The organism is Caballeronia sp. AZ7_KS35, assembly GCF_023631045.1.
In the GTDB taxonomy this organism is placed as follows: domain Bacteria; phylum Pseudomonadota; class Gammaproteobacteria; order Burkholderiales; family Burkholderiaceae; genus Caballeronia; species Caballeronia zhejiangensis.
This window is the reverse complement of the sequence record NZ_JALQDV010000048.1, coordinates 128,539-143,881: the sequence shown is the minus strand read 5'-3', so window position 1 is coordinate 143,881 and position 15,343 is coordinate 128,539. Positions and strand designations below refer to the sequence as shown.

The window sequence follows — 15,343 nt, the reverse complement described above, 5'->3', positions numbered from 1 at the left end:
CCAACACCCGAAAAGTTTTTCTTCTCCGCGTTGGCAGATCTTCTCGTTTGCCGGTGTCGGGCCTCTCGCCGATAGTTGAGTCACCGGGCAGCGCAATCAAGCGAAAGCCCCTGACCTCAAACATCGATCGAAGGAGCAAGCCATGAAACTGAAGAACAAAGTCGCGCTCATCACGGGCGGCACGTCGGGAATCGGACTGGAAGCGGCCAAGCTGTTTCAGAAGGAAGGCGCGACGGTCATCGTCACCGGCACGACGCAAAGCCGGCTCGACGAAGCAGCGCGGATTCTCGGCGATTCGGCGATCGCGCTCAAAGTCGATTCGCGCGATCCGGCGCAGATCGATCGCGCGATCGTCGATATCGTGGAGAGCCACGGCCGTATCGACATCGTGTTCGCCAACGCCGGAGCCGGCCAGGCCGCGCCGCTCGAAGCCGTGACGCCCGAACAGATCGAAGCGCAATTCTCGCTCAACTTCAACGGCGTGTTCTTCACGATCCAGAAGGCGGCGCCGCATCTGCCGAAGGGCGGCGCAATCGTCGTCACGACTTCGTTCCTGAATGAAACCGGCACGCCGGGACTGTCCATTCTTTCCGCGACGAAAGCCGCGCTGCGTTCGCTGGTTCGCACCGCCGGCGCCGAACTCGCGCCGCGTGGCATTCGCATCAATGCGGTGAGCCCCGGCCCGATCGCCACGCCGTTTCACACGAAACTGGGCTTGTCGGACAAGGAACTCGCCGATGCGGGCGCGGCCATCGAAGCCGCCGTGCCGCTCAAGCGTTTCGGCGAAGCACAGGAAGTCGCGCGTGCCGCCCTTTTTCTCGCGAGCGAAGATGCATCGTTCGTGACCGGCACCGAAGTCGTCGTGGATGGCGGACTGACGCAGCTCTGACGCATCGCCTTCGATGGCGGATGCACGCGTCACCATGATTCTGTACATTCACGAGATCCCACGGCTGAATGAAGAAACATGCGAGCGCCCAGCAATCTGAACGCACTGCGAGCCTTCGAGGCGGTCGCGCGGCATCTGAGCTACGCTGCGGCGGCGGACGAGTTGAACGTCACGCCGGCCGCGGTCGGCCAACTGATTCGCGGACTCGAAAGCTATCTGGATATCGAGTTGTTCCATCGATCGGCATCGGGACCGTCGCGTCTCACATTGACCGACGCTGCCCGCGCTGCGCTGCCGGATCTGCAAGGCGGCTTCGATCTGCTGTCGAGTGCCGTCGAACGGCTGAAGGCCAGCAAGTCGCGCATCGTCTTTACGCTGACCGTGCCGCCGGCTTTCGCGGATCGCTGGCTGCTCTGGCGCGTCGAACGCTTTCAGCGAAGACATCCTTACTACGACCTGCGGATCGACACGAGCGGCCGCCTCACCGACTTCACGGCCGAACGGATCGACGTCGGCATACGCTACGGCGCGGGAGCATGGGCGGGCCTCGTCTCTACGTTCCTGCTGCGCGACGAATTTTTTCCGGTATGCAGCCCGGCGCTGATGGAAGGCGAGCACGCGCTCGGAGCGCCGTCCGATTTGCAACATCATCCGCTCATCCACGATACGTCGATGACCGGCGCCGGTCTCTTCCCGACGTGGCGTTCGTGGCTGCTGCATGCCGGCTGCCGCGACCGCATAGATACCGACCGCGGACTGCAGCTCAACGATTCCGCGATGGGCCTGCAAACCGCGATTTCCGGTTACGGCGTGGCGCTCGGACGCACGACGCTCGTCGAACGCGATCTGGCCGAAGGCCGCCTCGTCAAGCCGTTCGATATCGTCCAGAGTTGCGAGTTGGCGTACTACCTCGTGCATCGGCCGGAAAGCGCGGCCCATGCGCCCGTGATCGCGTTCAAGGAATGGCTGCTGGAAGAAGCCGGCGTTCGTTGAAACAGGCGCGCCCGTCGCCGGTCATCCGGGCGCGCGGCATCTTCTTTGCTAGGTCCACGGAGAAAACTTCAGAGACAATCAAGGACAAGCATGACGGTGCGACGCGACATTGCAGTCGTTGCAGCTTCGCAGGGCGGGTTCAAGGCGCTATGCCGGCTCGTGAGTGCGCTCGATCCCGACTATGAAGGCTCGCTTCTGATCGTGCTCCATTCGGGAATGACAGGGCCGCGTCTTTTGGGCGAGTGCATCCAGCGGCATACGTCGCTCACCGTGGAATACGGGCGTCACGGACAAAGCATCGAGCCCGGACGCATTTATCTCGCGCCGCCGGGCCGTCATCTCGTGGTATCGGCTGACGGCCATCTCGCGCTCGACGACGGTCCCAAGGTCCATCACGTGCGCCCGGCGGCCGATCCGCTCTTCGAATCGGCGGCGGCGTGCTTTCACGGACGCGTCGTGGGCGTCGTGCTGACGGGCGGCGGCGGCGACGGAACGCGGGGCTTGCAGGCGATCAAGGCGGCGGGCGGAATGAGCATCGTGCAACATCCCGCGCAGGCCGAAGCGCCGCAAATGCCGATGAACGCCCTGAATTTCGATAGCCCCGATCAGGTTCTGTCGGTCGCCGAAATCAGCCATCTGCTCGGACCGCTGGCGCGTCAGCGAGCACGCTCGCGGGCCGACCGCGCGGGAAGCGCCTGACGGATCAACGCACTTCGGTGCTGCGCACGTCCCAGCCGAACTTCACGGCGCCGCCGAGCGCGCCCTTGTCGTCCTGCGGCTTGTATTCGAACTCGATGTCCGCGTAGCTCAGATCGACCGTCTGCTCCGGATGGCCATTCGGCACGCAGATCAGCGAGACCTTCGTCACCGTGACCTGTTTCATCGTGACGGTGAGAAATTCCTTCTGCCCTTCGCCCGCCTTGCTGACGGTGAGTTTCGCGTTCGCCATGTGCTTGCCGCTCGCGCAGTTCTTCTTGAGCGTGGGCGCGGACTTGTCGTACTGATGCACGAACTGGAACACGCCGGGGCACGCCTTGCCGATGCCGCTGCCGCTGCCCGTCATCGGGTTGCTCGCGTTCGTCACGCCCCAGTTGAAACTCAGCACTTCGATCTGCCCTTCCGCCCCCTTGTGCTTCGACTCGCCGTCGATTCCATCGATCTTGAGATAACAGTCGGTCGTAGCCATGTGATCCTCCGTCGTGATCGGCTTTCGTTGCGCGCCGCGCGTGCAATCCACTGGTAAAACGAAACGCACCGCGCATTTTTGAACTTCAAAATCGCGCGATGTGCGCCGTCTTGTGTTCAGACCGCCGTCCACCGGATGAGCACGATGCAACCCAGCGATACGCGCCCCGACAGCCACCTCACGCTCGACGCCCTGCGCCAGTTCGATCTGCTCGCGCTCACGGAATCGGACGACATGTTCCTGCACGTCGTCCCCAAGCGCAGCAACACGCCGGTCAAGGGCGAAGCGGCCAAGCGCGGCGACTGGGACACGCCGATGCAGATCCACGGCTGGCGCTGGGCGCAAGGCTACGACGCCGCGCCGCACGCCGCCGCGCTCAATGCCAACGACATGCGCGTCACGGCGCTTTGCGTCATCAAGTCGGTGGACTCGGCCTCGCCCGTCCTCGCGAAGCTGTGCGCGCAGGCCGAACTGCTCGCGGTTGCGCATGTGAAGTGCTTCAAGGCGGCGGGCACGGACCACGGCGTGCAGATCGAATATCTGTCGATGAAGCTGGAGCAGGCGTACATCCGCAACTATCAGATCTACACGAGCGTGCGCCTTGCGCGGCCCTGCGAGGTCTTCGAACTGTCGGCGCAACAACTGACGATGACCTGCGCGCCGCAGACCGCGACCGGCAGCCGCGGCGCGGAAGTGACCTTCGCGCTCGATGTATCGACGCGGCGCGTGAGTTGAGCGCAAGGACCGCGCGATGAACGAGCCCAGCGCCGCCGACCGTCTGCAGCCTACGCTGCTCGACCGCCTGATCGACGACGATCCCGCCACGCGCGCCGATCCGCCCGGCGAGCGCTTCATGTCGCATCGCGGGCTGCGCGCGGCCGTGCTGCGCGACGTGTCGTGGCTCTTCAACACGACGAATCTGGGCGATGCGATCGTCGAGGACGACTTTCCGCACGCGTTCGCGTCGGTGCTCAATTACGGCTTGCCGTGTTTGTCGGGGCGATTCGCATCGACCATCGACACGGTATTGCTCGAACAGGCGATTCGCCAGGCGATCGAGCGCTTCGAGCCGCGCATCGATCCCTCGACGCTCGAAATCGAGCCGGTGCTCGACCGTTCCGTGCTCGACATGCACAACCAGATCGCGCTCGTGATTCGCGGCCTGCTCTGGGCGCAGCCCGTGCCGCTGGAATTCGCGCTGCGCACGCAGATCGATCTGGAAGAAGGCGGCATCACGGTGATGGAACTCCCGCGCTGACCACGACGACCACGCACATGGACCCGCGACTTCTGCGTCACTACAACACCGAGCTCGCGCATCTGCGGGAGATGGGCGCGGAGTTCGCGCAGCAGTTTCCGAAGATCGCCGCGCGCCTCGGCATGAGCGGCATCGAAGTGGCCGATCCCTATGTCGAGCGTCTGCTCGAAGGCACGGCGTTTCTCGCGGCGCGCGTGCAACTGAAGATCGAAGAGGAGTTTCCGCGCTTCACGCAGCAACTCGCGCATGTCGTGCTGCCGCAGGCCGCCTGCCCGACGCCTTCGATGCTGATCGCCCGTCTCGCGCCCGATCTCGCGAATCCGAATCTCGCCGATGGCTTCACCGTGCCGCGCGGCACCGCGCTCATCGCCCGGCATGCCGCGAGCGCGCACATGACGCCGTGCGAATTCCGCACCGGCGCCGATCTCACGCTCTGGCCGGTCGAGCTGACGGACGCGCGCTATGTCGCGCAGATGCAGGACCTGCCGCTCGCCGCGATTCCCGCGACGCAGACGCTCGCGCCGCGCGTGAAGGGCGCGCTGCGCATCCGCCTCGCGACGCCCGAAGGCCTGTCCTTCGACGCATTGCGTCTCGATGCGCTGAACCTGCATTTCGCGGGCGGCGACGAAACCGCGTATCGCCTGTACGAACTCGTGATGTCGGGGACGCTCGCCGTCGTCGTATCGACGCCCGAGCGCCCGAGCCGCGCGCTTGCCGCGTTGCCCGCCGATGCCGTCGCGCCCGCCGGTTTCGGCGATCGCGAAGCGCTCCTGCCCGTCACGCCGAACGCGTTTCAGGGTTATCGGCTGCTGCATGAGTATTTCGCGCTGCCCGAGCGGTTTCGATTCGCGCGCCTCGCCGGGTTCGCCGATGTGCTGCCGTCGTTCGCATCGCGCGAAATCGAACTGACGTTTCTGCTCGCGAACGGCGATGCGTCGCTCGAACGCATCGTCACCAAGGACAACGTGCTGCTCGATTGCGTGCCCGCGATCAATCTCTTCGCGAAGCACGCGGATCGCGCGCTCGTGACCGAACCCGCCGCGCGCTTTCATGTCGTGCCGGACCGCACGCATCCGCTCGACTTCGAAGTGCATTCCGTCACTGCCGTCTCGGGCTACGGCGCGAACGACGATGCGGAGCAGACATTCCATCCGTTCTACGCGGACTTTCTCGCGGACCGCCCCGGCGACGCCGCGTACTTCACGACCGAGCGCGAGCCGCGCATCGTGCCCGCCGGACGGCGCAAGAGCGGCGCGCGCACGGAATACGTGGGCAGCGAGACGTATGTATCGATCGTCGACCCCAACGCCGCGCCGTATCGCGGCTCGCTGCGGCAACTGTCGTTCGCGACGCTCTGCACCAATCGCGATCTGCCTTTGATGATGCCGCGCAGCGCCACCGGCGACGATTTCTCGCTCGACATCGCCGCGCCCGTGAGCCGCGTGCGCTGTGTGAGCGGCCCGTCGCGGCCCGCGCCCGCGAATCTCGACGCGGCGCGGAGCTGGCGGCTCATCGATCAATTGTCGCTGCATTACCTGTCGGTGTCGAACGGGCCGCGCGAAGCCGCCGCCGCGTTGCGCGCGCTGTTGATGCTGCATGTCGCGGACGCCGATCAGGCGGGGCGAAGCCAGGTCGCGGGCGTCGCCGCCGTGGATGCGCGCGGCGTCGTGCGCCGTCTGCCGATGCCCGGTCCGATCGCGTTCGGTCGCGGCCTCATGATCGACGTGCTCGTCGACGATCTCGCCTTTCAGGGCGGCAGCGCGTGGCTCTTCGGCTGCGTGCTGGACCGCTTTTTTGCGCGCTACGTGTCGATCAACGCGTTCGTGCAGACCGCTTTGCGCACGAGCGCGCGCGGCGAAATCCTGCGCCTGGCACCGCGATGCGGGACGAGAGCGATCTTCTGAGCGCGGCGGCGCTGCCCGAGCCTGCGCGCGCACTCGTCGATCTCTTCGATGCAGTCGCCGCCGAGCCGCATCGGCACGATTTCTATCGCCTGATGCGGCACGTCGAGGCACTGACGCCGCACTTGCCGCGTCTCGGCTGCGGCGCGCGTCCCGCCGACGAGCCGCTGCGTCTCGCGCAGGACGTATCGCTTTCGTTCGCGCCCGCGCCGCTCGCCGCGCTCACACGCGATGAGAACGCCCGCGCGCCGCGCCTCGAACAGCGCTTCTTCGGTTATCTCGGACCGAACGGCCCGCTGCCGCTGCATCTGACGGACTTCGCCCGCGAGCGCGCGCTGCATCGCGGCGACACGGCTTTCGCGCGCCTGCTCGATACGCTGCTGCATCGATTCCTGCTGCTGTTCTATCGCGCGTGGGCGCAGGGACGGCCGGTAGCGTGGCTGGATCGTCCCGGCCACGACCGCTTCGCCTTCTATGCGGGCGCGCTGATCGGACTCGCGGATGAAGCCAGCCGCAATCGCGACGCCGTCTCCGATCACGCGAAGCTGCATTTCGCGGGCCTCGCCAACATGCAGACGCGTCCCGCCGACGTGCTCGAAGCGATCGCGAGCGCGCTCTTGCGCGTGCCGGTGCGCGTGGAGCCGTATCGCGGGCACTGGATGACGCTGCAACGCGACGAGCGCACTGCGTTGCGGCATCGGGCGATGCGCGGTCCCGGCGATCCAGCGGGCTTCGCCCAACTCGGACGCGGCGCGGTGCTGGGACGCGCGGTGTGGGATCGGCAGCACGCGTTTCGCCTCGCGATCGGGCCGCTGTCGCTCGCGCAGTTCGAGTCGCTGCTGCCGGGCGGCGCCGCGCTGCCGACGCTCGTCGCCGTGGTGCGCCGGCATCTGAACGGCGAGCTTGCATGGGACGCGCAACTCGTCCTCGCCGCCGACGACGTGCCGACCGCGCAGCTCGGCCGCTACGGACGGCTCGGCTATTCGGCGTGGCTCGGTCTCGCCGCGCGCCGCGCCGATTGCGCCGATCTCGCGCTCGACGCCGACGCGCATCTCGCCTGAACGCGGACACGTTGAAAAAAAGCCGCCGCTGCGCCGTCTTATCGGATGGAGGCGCGCCTTCGATCCGCGCGCATCGAAAAAAAAGGAGTCCGGCGATGGCGGAAATCAGTCGTGTCGCGCTGTTCGGCAAGCTCGACAGGCTCGGCTACAAGACCGTCGAAAGCGCGACGGTCTACTGCAAGATGCGCGGCAATCCGTATGTCGAGCTGGCGCACTGGATCATGCAGATTCTGGAGACGCCGAACTCCGACTGGCAGCGCATCGTCGCGCATTACGGCGTGGACGCCGCCGCCCTTGCGCGCGAGCTGACCGCGTCGCTCGATCGCCTGCCGCGCGGCGCGACGTCGATCTCCGACATCTCCGAGCACATCGGCGATGCGATCGAGCGCGGCTGGGTCTACGGCACGCTGCTGTTCGGCGCGAACAAAGTGCGGACCGGGCATGTGCTCGTCGGCATGCTGAAGACGCAGCGGCTGCGCAGCGTGCTCGTCGGCATATCGCGGCAATTCGAGCGCATCAAGCCGGAAGACCTGTCGGACAATTTCGCGCGCATCGTCGCGGATTCGGTCGAGGAAAGCGAAGCCGAGCCGCAGCCGGACGCGGCCGATGCGCAAGCCGCGCCCGCCGCCATGGGCCAGCAGGAAGCGCTGCGCAAATACGCGACCGATCTCACCGACAAGGCGCGCCGCGGCCAGCTCGACCCCGTTACGGGCCGCGACGACGAGATTCGCCAGCTCGTCGATATTCTCATGCGGCGGCGGCAGAACAATCCGCTGCTGACGGGCGAAGCGGGCGTCGGCAAGACCGCCGTGGTCGAAGGCTTCGCGCAGCGGCTCGCGCGCGGTGACGTGCCGCCGCCCTTGCGCGAGGTCGCGCTGCTGTCGCTCGATCTCGGGCTTTTGCAGGCGGGCGCGAGCATGAAGGGCGAGTTCGAGCAGCGTCTGCGTCAGGTCGTCGAGGATGTGCAGGCGAGTCCGAAGCCGGTGATTCTCTTCATCGACGAAGTGCATACGCTCGTCGGCGCGGGCGGCGCGGCCGGCACCGGCGATGCCGCCAATCTGCTGAAACCGGCGCTCGCGCGCGGCGATCTGCGCACGATCGGGGCCACGACGTGGGCCGAATACAAGCGGCACATCGAGAAAGATCCCGCGCTCACGCGACGCTTTCAGGTCGTGCAGGTTCAGGAGCCGGACGAGGACAAGGCCGTGCGGATGCTGCGCGGCGTCGCGGCGGTGCTCGAAGGGCATCATCGCGTGCAGTTGCTCGACGAGGCGATCGAGGCGGCCGTGCGGCTGTCGCATCGCTATATTCCGGCGCGGCAGTTGCCCGACAAGGCCGTGTCGCTCATCGACACGGCGTGTGCGCGCGTCGCCGTCAGCCAGCACGCGACGCCGCCGCTCGTCGACGACTGCCAACGCCGTATCGAGGCGCTCGAAGTCGAGGCGCAGATCGTCGCGCGGGAGGCGAATGCGGGCGTCGATGTCGGCACGCGCGCAGCCGATGTCGCCGCGATGCTCGCACGCGAACGCGATGCGCTCGGCGGGCTCGAAGCGCGCTGGAACGAGGAAAAGCGCGTCGTCGACGAACTGCTTGCGTTGCGCGCGACGTTGCGCGAAGCCGCCGACGCCGCTTCACGCGATGACCAGCTCGCGCGCCTCGCGTCGCTCAAATCGCGTCTCGCCGAATTGCAGGCCGATGCGCCGCTGATTTTGCCGAGCGTCGACGCGGGCGTGATCGCGGGCGTCGTCGCCGATTGGACCGGCATTCCGGTCGGCAAAATGCTGAAGAACGAGCTGGCCGCCGTGCTCAATCTCGCCGATGCGCTCGATCGCCGCGTGATCGGCCAGCGCCACGCGCTCGAGATGATCGCGAAGCGCATCCAGACTTCGCGCGCGCGGCTCGACAATCCCGACAAGCCGATCGGCGTGTTCCTGCTCGCGGGCACGTCGGGCGTCGGCAAGACGGAAACGGCGCTCGCGCTCGCCGAAACGCTCTACGGCGGCGAGCAGAACGTCATCGTCATCAACATGAGCGAGTTTCAGGAAGCGCATACGGTTTCGACGCTGAAGGGCGCGCCGCCCGGCTATGTGGGTTACGGCGAGGGCGGCATCCTGACCGAAGCGGTGCGCCGCCGTCCGTACAGCGTCGTGCTGCTCGACGAAGTGGAGAAGGCGCATCCCGACGTCCACGAAATCTTCTTCCAGGTTTTCGACAAGGGCTGGATGGAAGACGGCGAAGGGCGTTACATCGACTTCAAGAACACGATCATCCTGCTGACGTCGAACGTCGGCTCGGAAGTCATCATGTCGATGTGCCGCGATCCCGCGCGCGCGGTCGCGCCGGAGGAACTCGCGCGCGCGTTGCGCGGCCCGCTGCTCGACGTGTTTCCCGCCGCGCTGCTCGGCCGGCTCGTCACGGTGCCCTACTACCCGCTTTCCGACGCGATGATGGCCGACATCGTGCGGCTTCAGCTCGAACGCATCCGGCGGCGCGTCGCGGACAATCACGGCATTCCGTTCGAGTACGACGACGACGCCGTGCGGCTCATCGTTTCGCGCTGCACGGAAGCCGAATCGGGCGGCCGCGTGATCGACGCGCTGCTCACGAACACCGTCCTGCCGCGCATCTCGACGGAATATCTGACGCGTCTCACCGAAGGCGGCGCGCTGGCGCACATCCGGCTCTCGGCGAGCGCGGGCGATTTCGTCTACGCGTTCGAGTGAACCATGCTCACGCTCACGGTGACGCTTCACAACGGACAGCCGCCGCGCGTGCCGCTCTCGGCGACCTTCGATGCCGACGGCGGCACGGTCGGGCGTGCGGTCACGAACCGGCTCGTGCTCGATGACGCCGAGCGCACGGTCTCGCGTCTGCATGTGCAGATCGAGTGGCGCGACGGGCGCTTTCTGCTGATCGACCGCGGCAGCAATCCGGCGCTCGTCAACGGCGCGCCGCTCGATCCGGGCCAGGAAGTCGCGCTCGCGCACGGCGACGAAGTGCAGATCGGCGGCTATGAGCTGCGCGCGGATATCGGCGTCGATGACGATACGGTCACGGCCAACGCGCCATCGGACGATCCGTTCGCGGGATTGTTCGACGCGGGTTCGTCGGCGCCTGGCGATTTCGACGCCAACCTCCACACGCCGAAGCCGAAAGCTGCCGAACACTTCGACTTCGGCTTCGACGATCCGGCGGGCAAACGCTCGATCGACGAGTTGTTCGACCTCGCGCCGGGCGCGTCGTCCGACGGAGCGTCGATCACCGATCCGCTCGTCGAACCGCTTGCGCAGCCCAACACCGCGCACGATGCCGATCCGTTCGCCAGCCTGACGGCCGCGGCGCGCCCCGCCGGGACGCCCGCGACGCGGCCGGACGCCGGATCGGAACTGCACAGCGCGTTCACGCCGCCGCGTCCGCGATCGGCGCCGACGCCGTCAGCGGTTGCATCGAAAGCGGAGCTCGCCGACGATCGCGCGCTCGTCGATGCCTTCCTGCGCGGGCTGAACACGCACGGCGTGCGTATCGATGCGCTGACGCCCGCGCTGATGCAGCTTCTCGGCGAGCTGCTGCGCGAAGCGGCGCGCGGCACGCTCGAACTGCTCGCCGCGCGCGCCGCGCTCAAGCGCGAGATGCGAACGGGCGCGACGATGATCGAAGCGTCGGACAACAATCCGCTCAAGTTTTCGCCGAACGTGGAGGCCGCGCTCATGCATCTGCTCAATCCGCAGATGCGCGGCTTCATGCCGCCCGCCGCCGCCCTCGACGATGCGTACGCCGATCTGCGGGCGCATCAGGTCGGCATGGTCGCGGGGATGCGCGCGGCGCTCGACGGCGTGTTCGAGCGCTTCGAGCCGCAGCGCATCGAGGCGCGGCTGTCCGGGCGCTCGCTGCTCGACGGCGTGCTGCCGGGATTGAATCGCCGCGCGCGCTGCTGGGATCTTTTCATCGAGATGTACGGCCAGCTTTCGCGCGAAGCCACCGAAGATTTCCATACGCTGTTCGGCCGAGCGTTCGTCGCCGCCTACGAGGCGCAGATCGACGAGCTTAAACAACGCCGGTAACGAGAGACACGACATGCAATTGCAAACCGCGAGCGTGAGCGATGTGGGCGGCCGGTCGCGCAACGAGGACGCGCTGGCGACGTGGCGGCATGCGGCGCTCTTTGCGAGCGTGGTCGCGGACGGCGCGGGCGGTCACGGCGGCGGCGATGCGGCATCGCGCATCGCGGTCGATACCGTGCTCGCGGAATTGACGCGCGTGGCATCGGCGGGCGTCGCGCTGACCGGGCCGAACCTGTTGCGCGTGCTGCTGCGCGCGAACGACGCGATCATCGATGCGCAGGAGCACGACCGCGATCTTTCGCAGATGCGTTCGACGGCGGTGCTGCTCGGCATCGACGAAAGCACGGGCATCGCGGCGTGGGCGCATTGCGGCGACACGCGGCTTTACTGCTTCCGGCGCGGCGCGACGGTTGTGCAAACGCAGGATCACAGTCTCGTGCAGAGCATGATCGATGCGAATCTGCTGGAGAGCCGCGACGTGCGAACGCATCCGCGCCGTAACGTGCTGTTTTCGGCGCTCGGAACGGCGGATGATCTGTCGATCGCGGCGTCGGATGAGCCGTTTCTCATCGCGGAGGGCGACGCCTTTCTGCTTTGCACCGATGGGTTTTGGGAGTATCTCGACGAGTCGGTGATGATCGATGCGATCGGGCGCGCTCGGACGCCTCAAGCGTGGCTGGATCTGATGGTGGCGCATCTGCGTGAGGCCGCGCGGCCGGGGCACGATAACTTTAGTGCCAGCGCGGTTTGGGTGGGGGATGCTTCGCAGGTGACGGTGATGCAAATGCCCGCGACGTAACCATCGCGGGCATCATCCAACCAACCACGCATCAAGCCGCCTGCTTCGCCGAAGGCAACCTCGAAACCAGCCTGAGCGACACCGTCAGCCCTTCCAACTGATAATGCGGCCGCAAAAAGAACTGCGACGTGTAATACCCCGGCGCGCCCGGCACTTCCTGCACTTTGACCTCCGCGGCCGCGAGCGGCTTTTGCGCCTTCGTGTGCTCGGACGAATTCGCCGGATCGCCATCGACGTACTGCGTGATCCACTTGTTGAGCCAGATCTCCATATCCGAGCGTTCCTTGAACGTGCCGATCTTGTCGCGCACGATGCACTTCAGATAATGCGCAAAGCGGTTGCAAGCAAAGAGATACGGCAACCGCGCGGCAAGCGCGGCATTCGCGGTCGCGTCCGGATCTTCATACTCGAACGGCTTTTGCAGCGACTGCGCGCCGATGAACGCCGCGAAATCCGAGTTCTTGCGATGAATCAGCGGCATGAAGCCGTTCTTCGCCAGTTCCGCCTCACGCCGGTCTGAAATGGCGATCTCGGTCGGGCATTTCATATCGACGCCGCCGTCGTCGGTCGGAAAACTGTGCACCGGCAAACCTTCGACCGCGCCGCCCGATTCCACGCCGCGAATCCGCGAGCACCAGCTATACAACTTGAACGACCGGTTGATGTTCACCGCCATCGCATAAGCGGAATTCGCCCACGTGTATTTCGTGTGATCCGCGGAACCGGTGTCTTCCTCGAAGTCGAATTCATCGACCGGTTCGGTCTTCGCGCCGTACGGCACGCGCGCCAGAAAACGCGGCATCGCGAGACCGATGTAACGCGAATCCTCGGATGCGCGCAGCGATCTCCAGCTCGCATATTCCGGTGTCCCGAATATCTTGGTGAGATCGCGCGGATTGGCCAGCTCCTGCCACGAGTCCATCTGCAAGAGACTCGGATCGGCGGCGGCGATGAACGGCGCATGCGCCGATGCCGCGATCTTCGACACTTCGCCGAGCATCTCGACATCGGGCGGCGTCTGGTTGAAGTAGTAGTCGCCGATCAGCGCGCCGAACGGCTCGCCGCCCAACTGCCCGTACTCGTGCTCGTAAATCTGCTTGAAAAGCGGACTCTGATCCCACGCGACGCCCTTGAAGCGCTTGAGCGTCTTGCCTAGATCCTTCTTCGAGATGTTCATCACGCGAATCTTGAGCATCTCGTCGGTTTCGGTGTTGTTGATGAGATAGTGCAGCCCGCGCCACGAACCCTCGAGCTTCTGGAAGTCCGCGTGATGCATGACTTCGTTGACCTGCTCGGTGAGCTTCGCGTCGATCTCGGCGATCATCGCCTGAATCGAGCGGATCGCATCGCCGGAAACGAGCTTCGTCTGCGAAAGCGCCTGCTGCGCGAGCGTCTGCACGGCCGTCTGCACGGCGCTCTTGGCTTCGTCGCTCTTCGGACGGAACTCACGGTTGAGCAGCGCGGCGAGATCGTCGCCTTCGAGCAGCGCGCCCTGCAACGCGGAAGGCGCTTCGGCTTGCGGTTCGGCGGATTGCGGAATGTCGGACATGGTCGTTTCCTTTCAAGGCTCTCGGGTCTCATTCGGCTGCAGCAGCCGCGGATGGCGCAGCCGTGGCGAGCGTCTTGAGCAGCGCGGGATCGTCGAGCACGCGCGCGATCAGTTCTTCCGCGCCGTTCTTGCCGTCCATGAAGATGACGAGATTCGCGAGCTGCGTGCGCGCTTCGAGCAACTTCGCGAGCGCATCGACCTTGCGCGCGACGGCCGCGGGCGAAAAATCGTCCATGTTCTCGAACGTGATATCGACGCTGATGTTGCCCTCGCCCGTCAGCTTGTTCGGCACCTGAAACGCGACGCGCGGATGCATCGCCTTCATGCGGCTGTCGAAGTTGTCGATGTCGATCTCCTGGAACTTGCGCTGATCGACGGGCGGCAGCGCTTCGGCGGGCTTGCCGGAGAGATCGGCCATCACGCCCATCACGAACGGAAGCTGAATCTTCTTCTCGCTGCCATAAGTTTCGACGTCGTATTCGATCTGCACGCGCGGCGCACGATTGCGCCCGATGAATTTCTGACTGCTGGTTGCCATGACGTCTCCTTCGAGTGGGCATGAGCCACGCAATTAAAACGAACGAGTTGTGGCCGGATTGAAGACTCGATTCGAGAACCCGCGCTCACTGCGGCCTCGTCCCCGCGATCAGATGAATCTGCGCGAGGCTGTCGGGCGCGAGATCCTGCATCACCGCGAGAAAATCCTTGCCCATCAATCCGCGCGCGCGGCGGATCAACAGCGGCGCGGGATTGGTCGGCTCGGTGCGTTCGAGAAACGCGCACACCGCGTCGAGCGCGGCGAGCGCATCGTCGCGCGTCGCGATGTCGCCGGGGCGAGCAATCGCGCGACGAAGCGTCGGCGCTTCTTTCATCTTCGTGATGTCGGCGGATGCTTCGGGCGCGTCCGTCGAAGCGAACGCGCGAAACTGCGCGGCGACGTGACGCGTCGCGATCGTCAGCGCGGTCATCGAAGGCGCGCGTTCCGCGCCGAGCTTCTCCGTCAGGCAAGCGCACAGCGTCTGCACGGCGCGCGGCAGATCGAGCCCATTCGCGAGAAGCTCGGCATCCTGCGCCACGGCATCGGCGAGCATGCCTTCCACGCGCGCCGGCGTCGAGGCGTTCGCGCCTTCCTCCGGCGCGAGCCTGCCCTGCGCCACCAGAATGTCGCGCACGGCGAGCCGCTCGCCATGCACGCGACACACTTCGCATTCGCGCAGATCGTGCAGCAAGGTCTCGGCTTCCGCGAACGGCGTGTAGGCATCGGCGAGCGGCGCAAGCGCGTTGATGCGCAATACGGCATCGTTGTCGTCATCGTGATCGAGCGGCGGGAAGAGGCCGTCCCAATAGCGCTCGACGAGGCCCGTCAGCAGGCGCAAACCCGCATGAAAGCCCGCGAGTCCGTGGACATGCGCCGCCGCGCGCGTCCACGCAATCGCCACGCGCACATCCTTCGAGCGCGCGAGCAGCGCGTCGCCCTGCTCCAGCACGTCGTTCCACGGCGGCGGCTCGACGAGCACGTCGAACTGACGCTGCGGCATGCCGCGCGCGAGCGCTTCGAATTCGAGAAACGCCGCGTCGTATTCCAGATCGATGCCTGCGGGCGGCATCGTTTCTGTCGGCGCGAGGAGCGGTTCGATGTCGATCAT

The 15,343-nt window shown here is 66.0% G+C and carries 14 protein-coding genes; 10 read left to right on the top strand and 4 right to left on the bottom strand.

Annotation, left to right across the window (positions count from 1 at the left end; genetic code table 11):
* Nucleotides 1-142: 142 nt before the first annotated feature.
* The 3 genes from NCT05_RS30210 to NCT05_RS30200 all read left to right on the top strand — a co-directional run bounded on the left by NCT05_RS30210 (nt 143) and on the right by NCT05_RS30200 (nt 2,581).
* Nucleotides 143-889 (top strand): SDR family oxidoreductase, encoded by a 747-nt coding sequence (locus tag NCT05_RS30210; RefSeq protein WP_250503879.1) that lies wholly within the window; start codon nt 143-145, stop codon nt 887-889.
* A 78-nt stretch (nt 890-967) separates the two neighbouring features.
* Entirely contained in the window at nt 968-1,882 is a 915-nt protein-coding gene (gene gcvA / locus NCT05_RS30205; protein ID WP_175980192.1) for a transcriptional regulator GcvA, read from the top strand.
* Nucleotides 1,883-1,972: 90 nt separating this feature from the next.
* Nucleotides 1,973-2,581, top strand: a complete 609-nt coding sequence (locus NCT05_RS30200; protein ID WP_008346467.1) for a chemotaxis protein CheB — start codon at nt 1,973-1,975, stop codon at nt 2,579-2,581.
* 4 nt (nt 2,582-2,585) lie between these two features.
* Here the strand turns inward: NCT05_RS30200 and NCT05_RS30195 are convergent, their stop codons facing one another.
* Complete coding sequence (locus NCT05_RS30195) at nt 2,586-3,068, bottom strand: Hcp family type VI secretion system effector (protein ID WP_008346465.1); 483 nt, start codon at nt 3,066-3,068, stop codon at nt 2,586-2,588.
* A 144-nt stretch (nt 3,069-3,212) separates the two neighbouring features.
* Between NCT05_RS30195 and NCT05_RS30190 the strand changes: the two genes are divergently transcribed.
* From NCT05_RS30190 to NCT05_RS30160, 7 genes are all read left to right on the top strand, one after another.
* Nucleotides 3,213-3,803 (top strand): type VI secretion system tube protein Hcp, encoded by a 591-nt coding sequence (locus tag NCT05_RS30190; RefSeq protein ID WP_008346463.1) that lies wholly within the window; start codon nt 3,213-3,215, stop codon nt 3,801-3,803.
* A 16-nt stretch (nt 3,804-3,819) separates the two neighbouring features.
* The gene (gene tssE, locus NCT05_RS30185) at nt 3,820-4,326 is read left to right on the top strand and encodes a type VI secretion system baseplate subunit TssE (protein WP_250437628.1); all 507 of its coding nucleotides are present in this window, start codon (nt 3,820-3,822) and stop codon (nt 4,324-4,326) included.
* A 17-nt stretch (nt 4,327-4,343) separates the two neighbouring features.
* Complete coding sequence (tssF, locus tag NCT05_RS30180) at nt 4,344-6,230, top strand: type VI secretion system baseplate subunit TssF (RefSeq protein WP_250503878.1); 1,887 nt, start codon at nt 4,344-4,346, stop codon at nt 6,228-6,230.
* Nucleotides 6,206-7,288, top strand: coding sequence for a type VI secretion system baseplate subunit TssG (tssG, locus tag NCT05_RS30175; RefSeq protein ID WP_250437626.1), 1,083 nt, complete (start codon nt 6,206-6,208; stop codon nt 7,286-7,288). The genes tssF and tssG overlap by 25 nt, the downstream gene beginning before the upstream one ends.
* Nucleotides 7,289-7,383: 95 nt before the next feature.
* Nucleotides 7,384-10,011 carry a type VI secretion system ATPase TssH gene (tssH, locus tag NCT05_RS30170; RefSeq protein WP_250441393.1) on the top strand — a complete coding sequence of 876 codons (2,628 nt, stop codon included), beginning with the start codon at nt 7,384-7,386 and terminating at the stop codon, nt 10,009-10,011.
* Nucleotides 10,012-10,014: 3 nt separating this feature from the next.
* Nucleotides 10,015-11,349 carry a type VI secretion system-associated FHA domain protein TagH gene (gene tagH, locus NCT05_RS30165; RefSeq protein ID WP_250503877.1) on the top strand — a complete coding sequence of 445 codons (1,335 nt, stop codon included), beginning with the start codon at nt 10,015-10,017 and terminating at the stop codon, nt 11,347-11,349.
* Nucleotides 11,350-11,362: 13 nt separating this feature from the next.
* Nucleotides 11,363-12,148, top strand: coding sequence for a PP2C family protein-serine/threonine phosphatase (locus NCT05_RS30160; protein ID WP_008346453.1), 786 nt, complete (start codon nt 11,363-11,365; stop codon nt 12,146-12,148).
* Nucleotides 12,149-12,179: 31 nt separating this feature from the next.
* On the opposite strand, the gene tssC is transcribed toward NCT05_RS30160, so the two are convergent.
* The 3 genes from tssC to tssA all read right to left on the bottom strand — a co-directional run bounded on the left by tssC (nt 12,180) and on the right by tssA (nt 15,343).
* Nucleotides 12,180-13,697, bottom strand: a complete 1,518-nt coding sequence (gene tssC / locus NCT05_RS30155; RefSeq protein WP_008346451.1) for a type VI secretion system contractile sheath large subunit — start codon at nt 13,695-13,697, stop codon at nt 12,180-12,182.
* 28 nt (nt 13,698-13,725) lie between these two features.
* Entirely contained in the window at nt 13,726-14,235 is a 510-nt protein-coding gene (gene tssB / locus NCT05_RS30150; protein ID WP_008346450.1) for a type VI secretion system contractile sheath small subunit, read from the bottom strand.
* A gap of 85 nt (nt 14,236-14,320) precedes the next feature.
* Nucleotides 14,321-15,343 carry a type VI secretion system protein TssA gene (tssA, locus tag NCT05_RS30145; RefSeq protein WP_250503876.1) on the bottom strand — a complete coding sequence of 341 codons (1,023 nt, stop codon included), beginning with the start codon at nt 15,341-15,343 and terminating at the stop codon, nt 14,321-14,323.

Excerpts from the sequence above, each read along its gene's own strand:
- NCT05_RS30210 (WP_250503879.1), top strand. The coding sequence starts at position 143 with ATGAAACTGAAGAACAAAGTCGCGCTCATCACGGGCGGCACGTCGGGA.
- gcvA (WP_175980192.1), top strand. The coding sequence starts at position 968 with ATGCGAGCGCCCAGCAATCTGAACGCACTGCGAGCCTTCGAGGCGGTC.
- NCT05_RS30200 (WP_008346467.1), top strand. The coding sequence starts at position 1,973 with ATGACGGTGCGACGCGACATTGCAGTCGTTGCAGCTTCGCAGGGCGGG.
- NCT05_RS30195 (WP_008346465.1), bottom strand. The coding sequence starts at position 3,068 with ATGGCTACGACCGACTGTTATCTCAAGATCGATGGAATCGACGGCGAG.
- NCT05_RS30190 (WP_008346463.1), top strand. The coding sequence starts at position 3,213 with ATGCAACCCAGCGATACGCGCCCCGACAGCCACCTCACGCTCGACGCC.
- tssE (WP_250437628.1), top strand. The coding sequence starts at position 3,820 with ATGAACGAGCCCAGCGCCGCCGACCGTCTGCAGCCTACGCTGCTCGAC.
- tssF (WP_250503878.1), top strand. The coding sequence starts at position 4,344 with ATGGACCCGCGACTTCTGCGTCACTACAACACCGAGCTCGCGCATCTG.
- tssG (WP_250437626.1), top strand. The coding sequence starts at position 6,206 with ATGCGGGACGAGAGCGATCTTCTGAGCGCGGCGGCGCTGCCCGAGCCT.
- tssH (WP_250441393.1), top strand. The coding sequence starts at position 7,384 with ATGGCGGAAATCAGTCGTGTCGCGCTGTTCGGCAAGCTCGACAGGCTC.
- tagH (WP_250503877.1), top strand. The coding sequence starts at position 10,015 with ATGCTCACGCTCACGGTGACGCTTCACAACGGACAGCCGCCGCGCGTG.
- NCT05_RS30160 (WP_008346453.1), top strand. The coding sequence starts at position 11,363 with ATGCAATTGCAAACCGCGAGCGTGAGCGATGTGGGCGGCCGGTCGCGC.
- tssC (WP_008346451.1), bottom strand. The coding sequence starts at position 13,697 with ATGTCCGACATTCCGCAATCCGCCGAACCGCAAGCCGAAGCGCCTTCC.
- tssB (WP_008346450.1), bottom strand. The coding sequence starts at position 14,235 with ATGGCAACCAGCAGTCAGAAATTCATCGGGCGCAATCGTGCGCCGCGC.
- tssA (WP_250503876.1), bottom strand. The coding sequence starts at position 15,343 with ATGATCGACATCGAACCGCTCCTCGCGCCGACAGAAACGATGCCGCCC.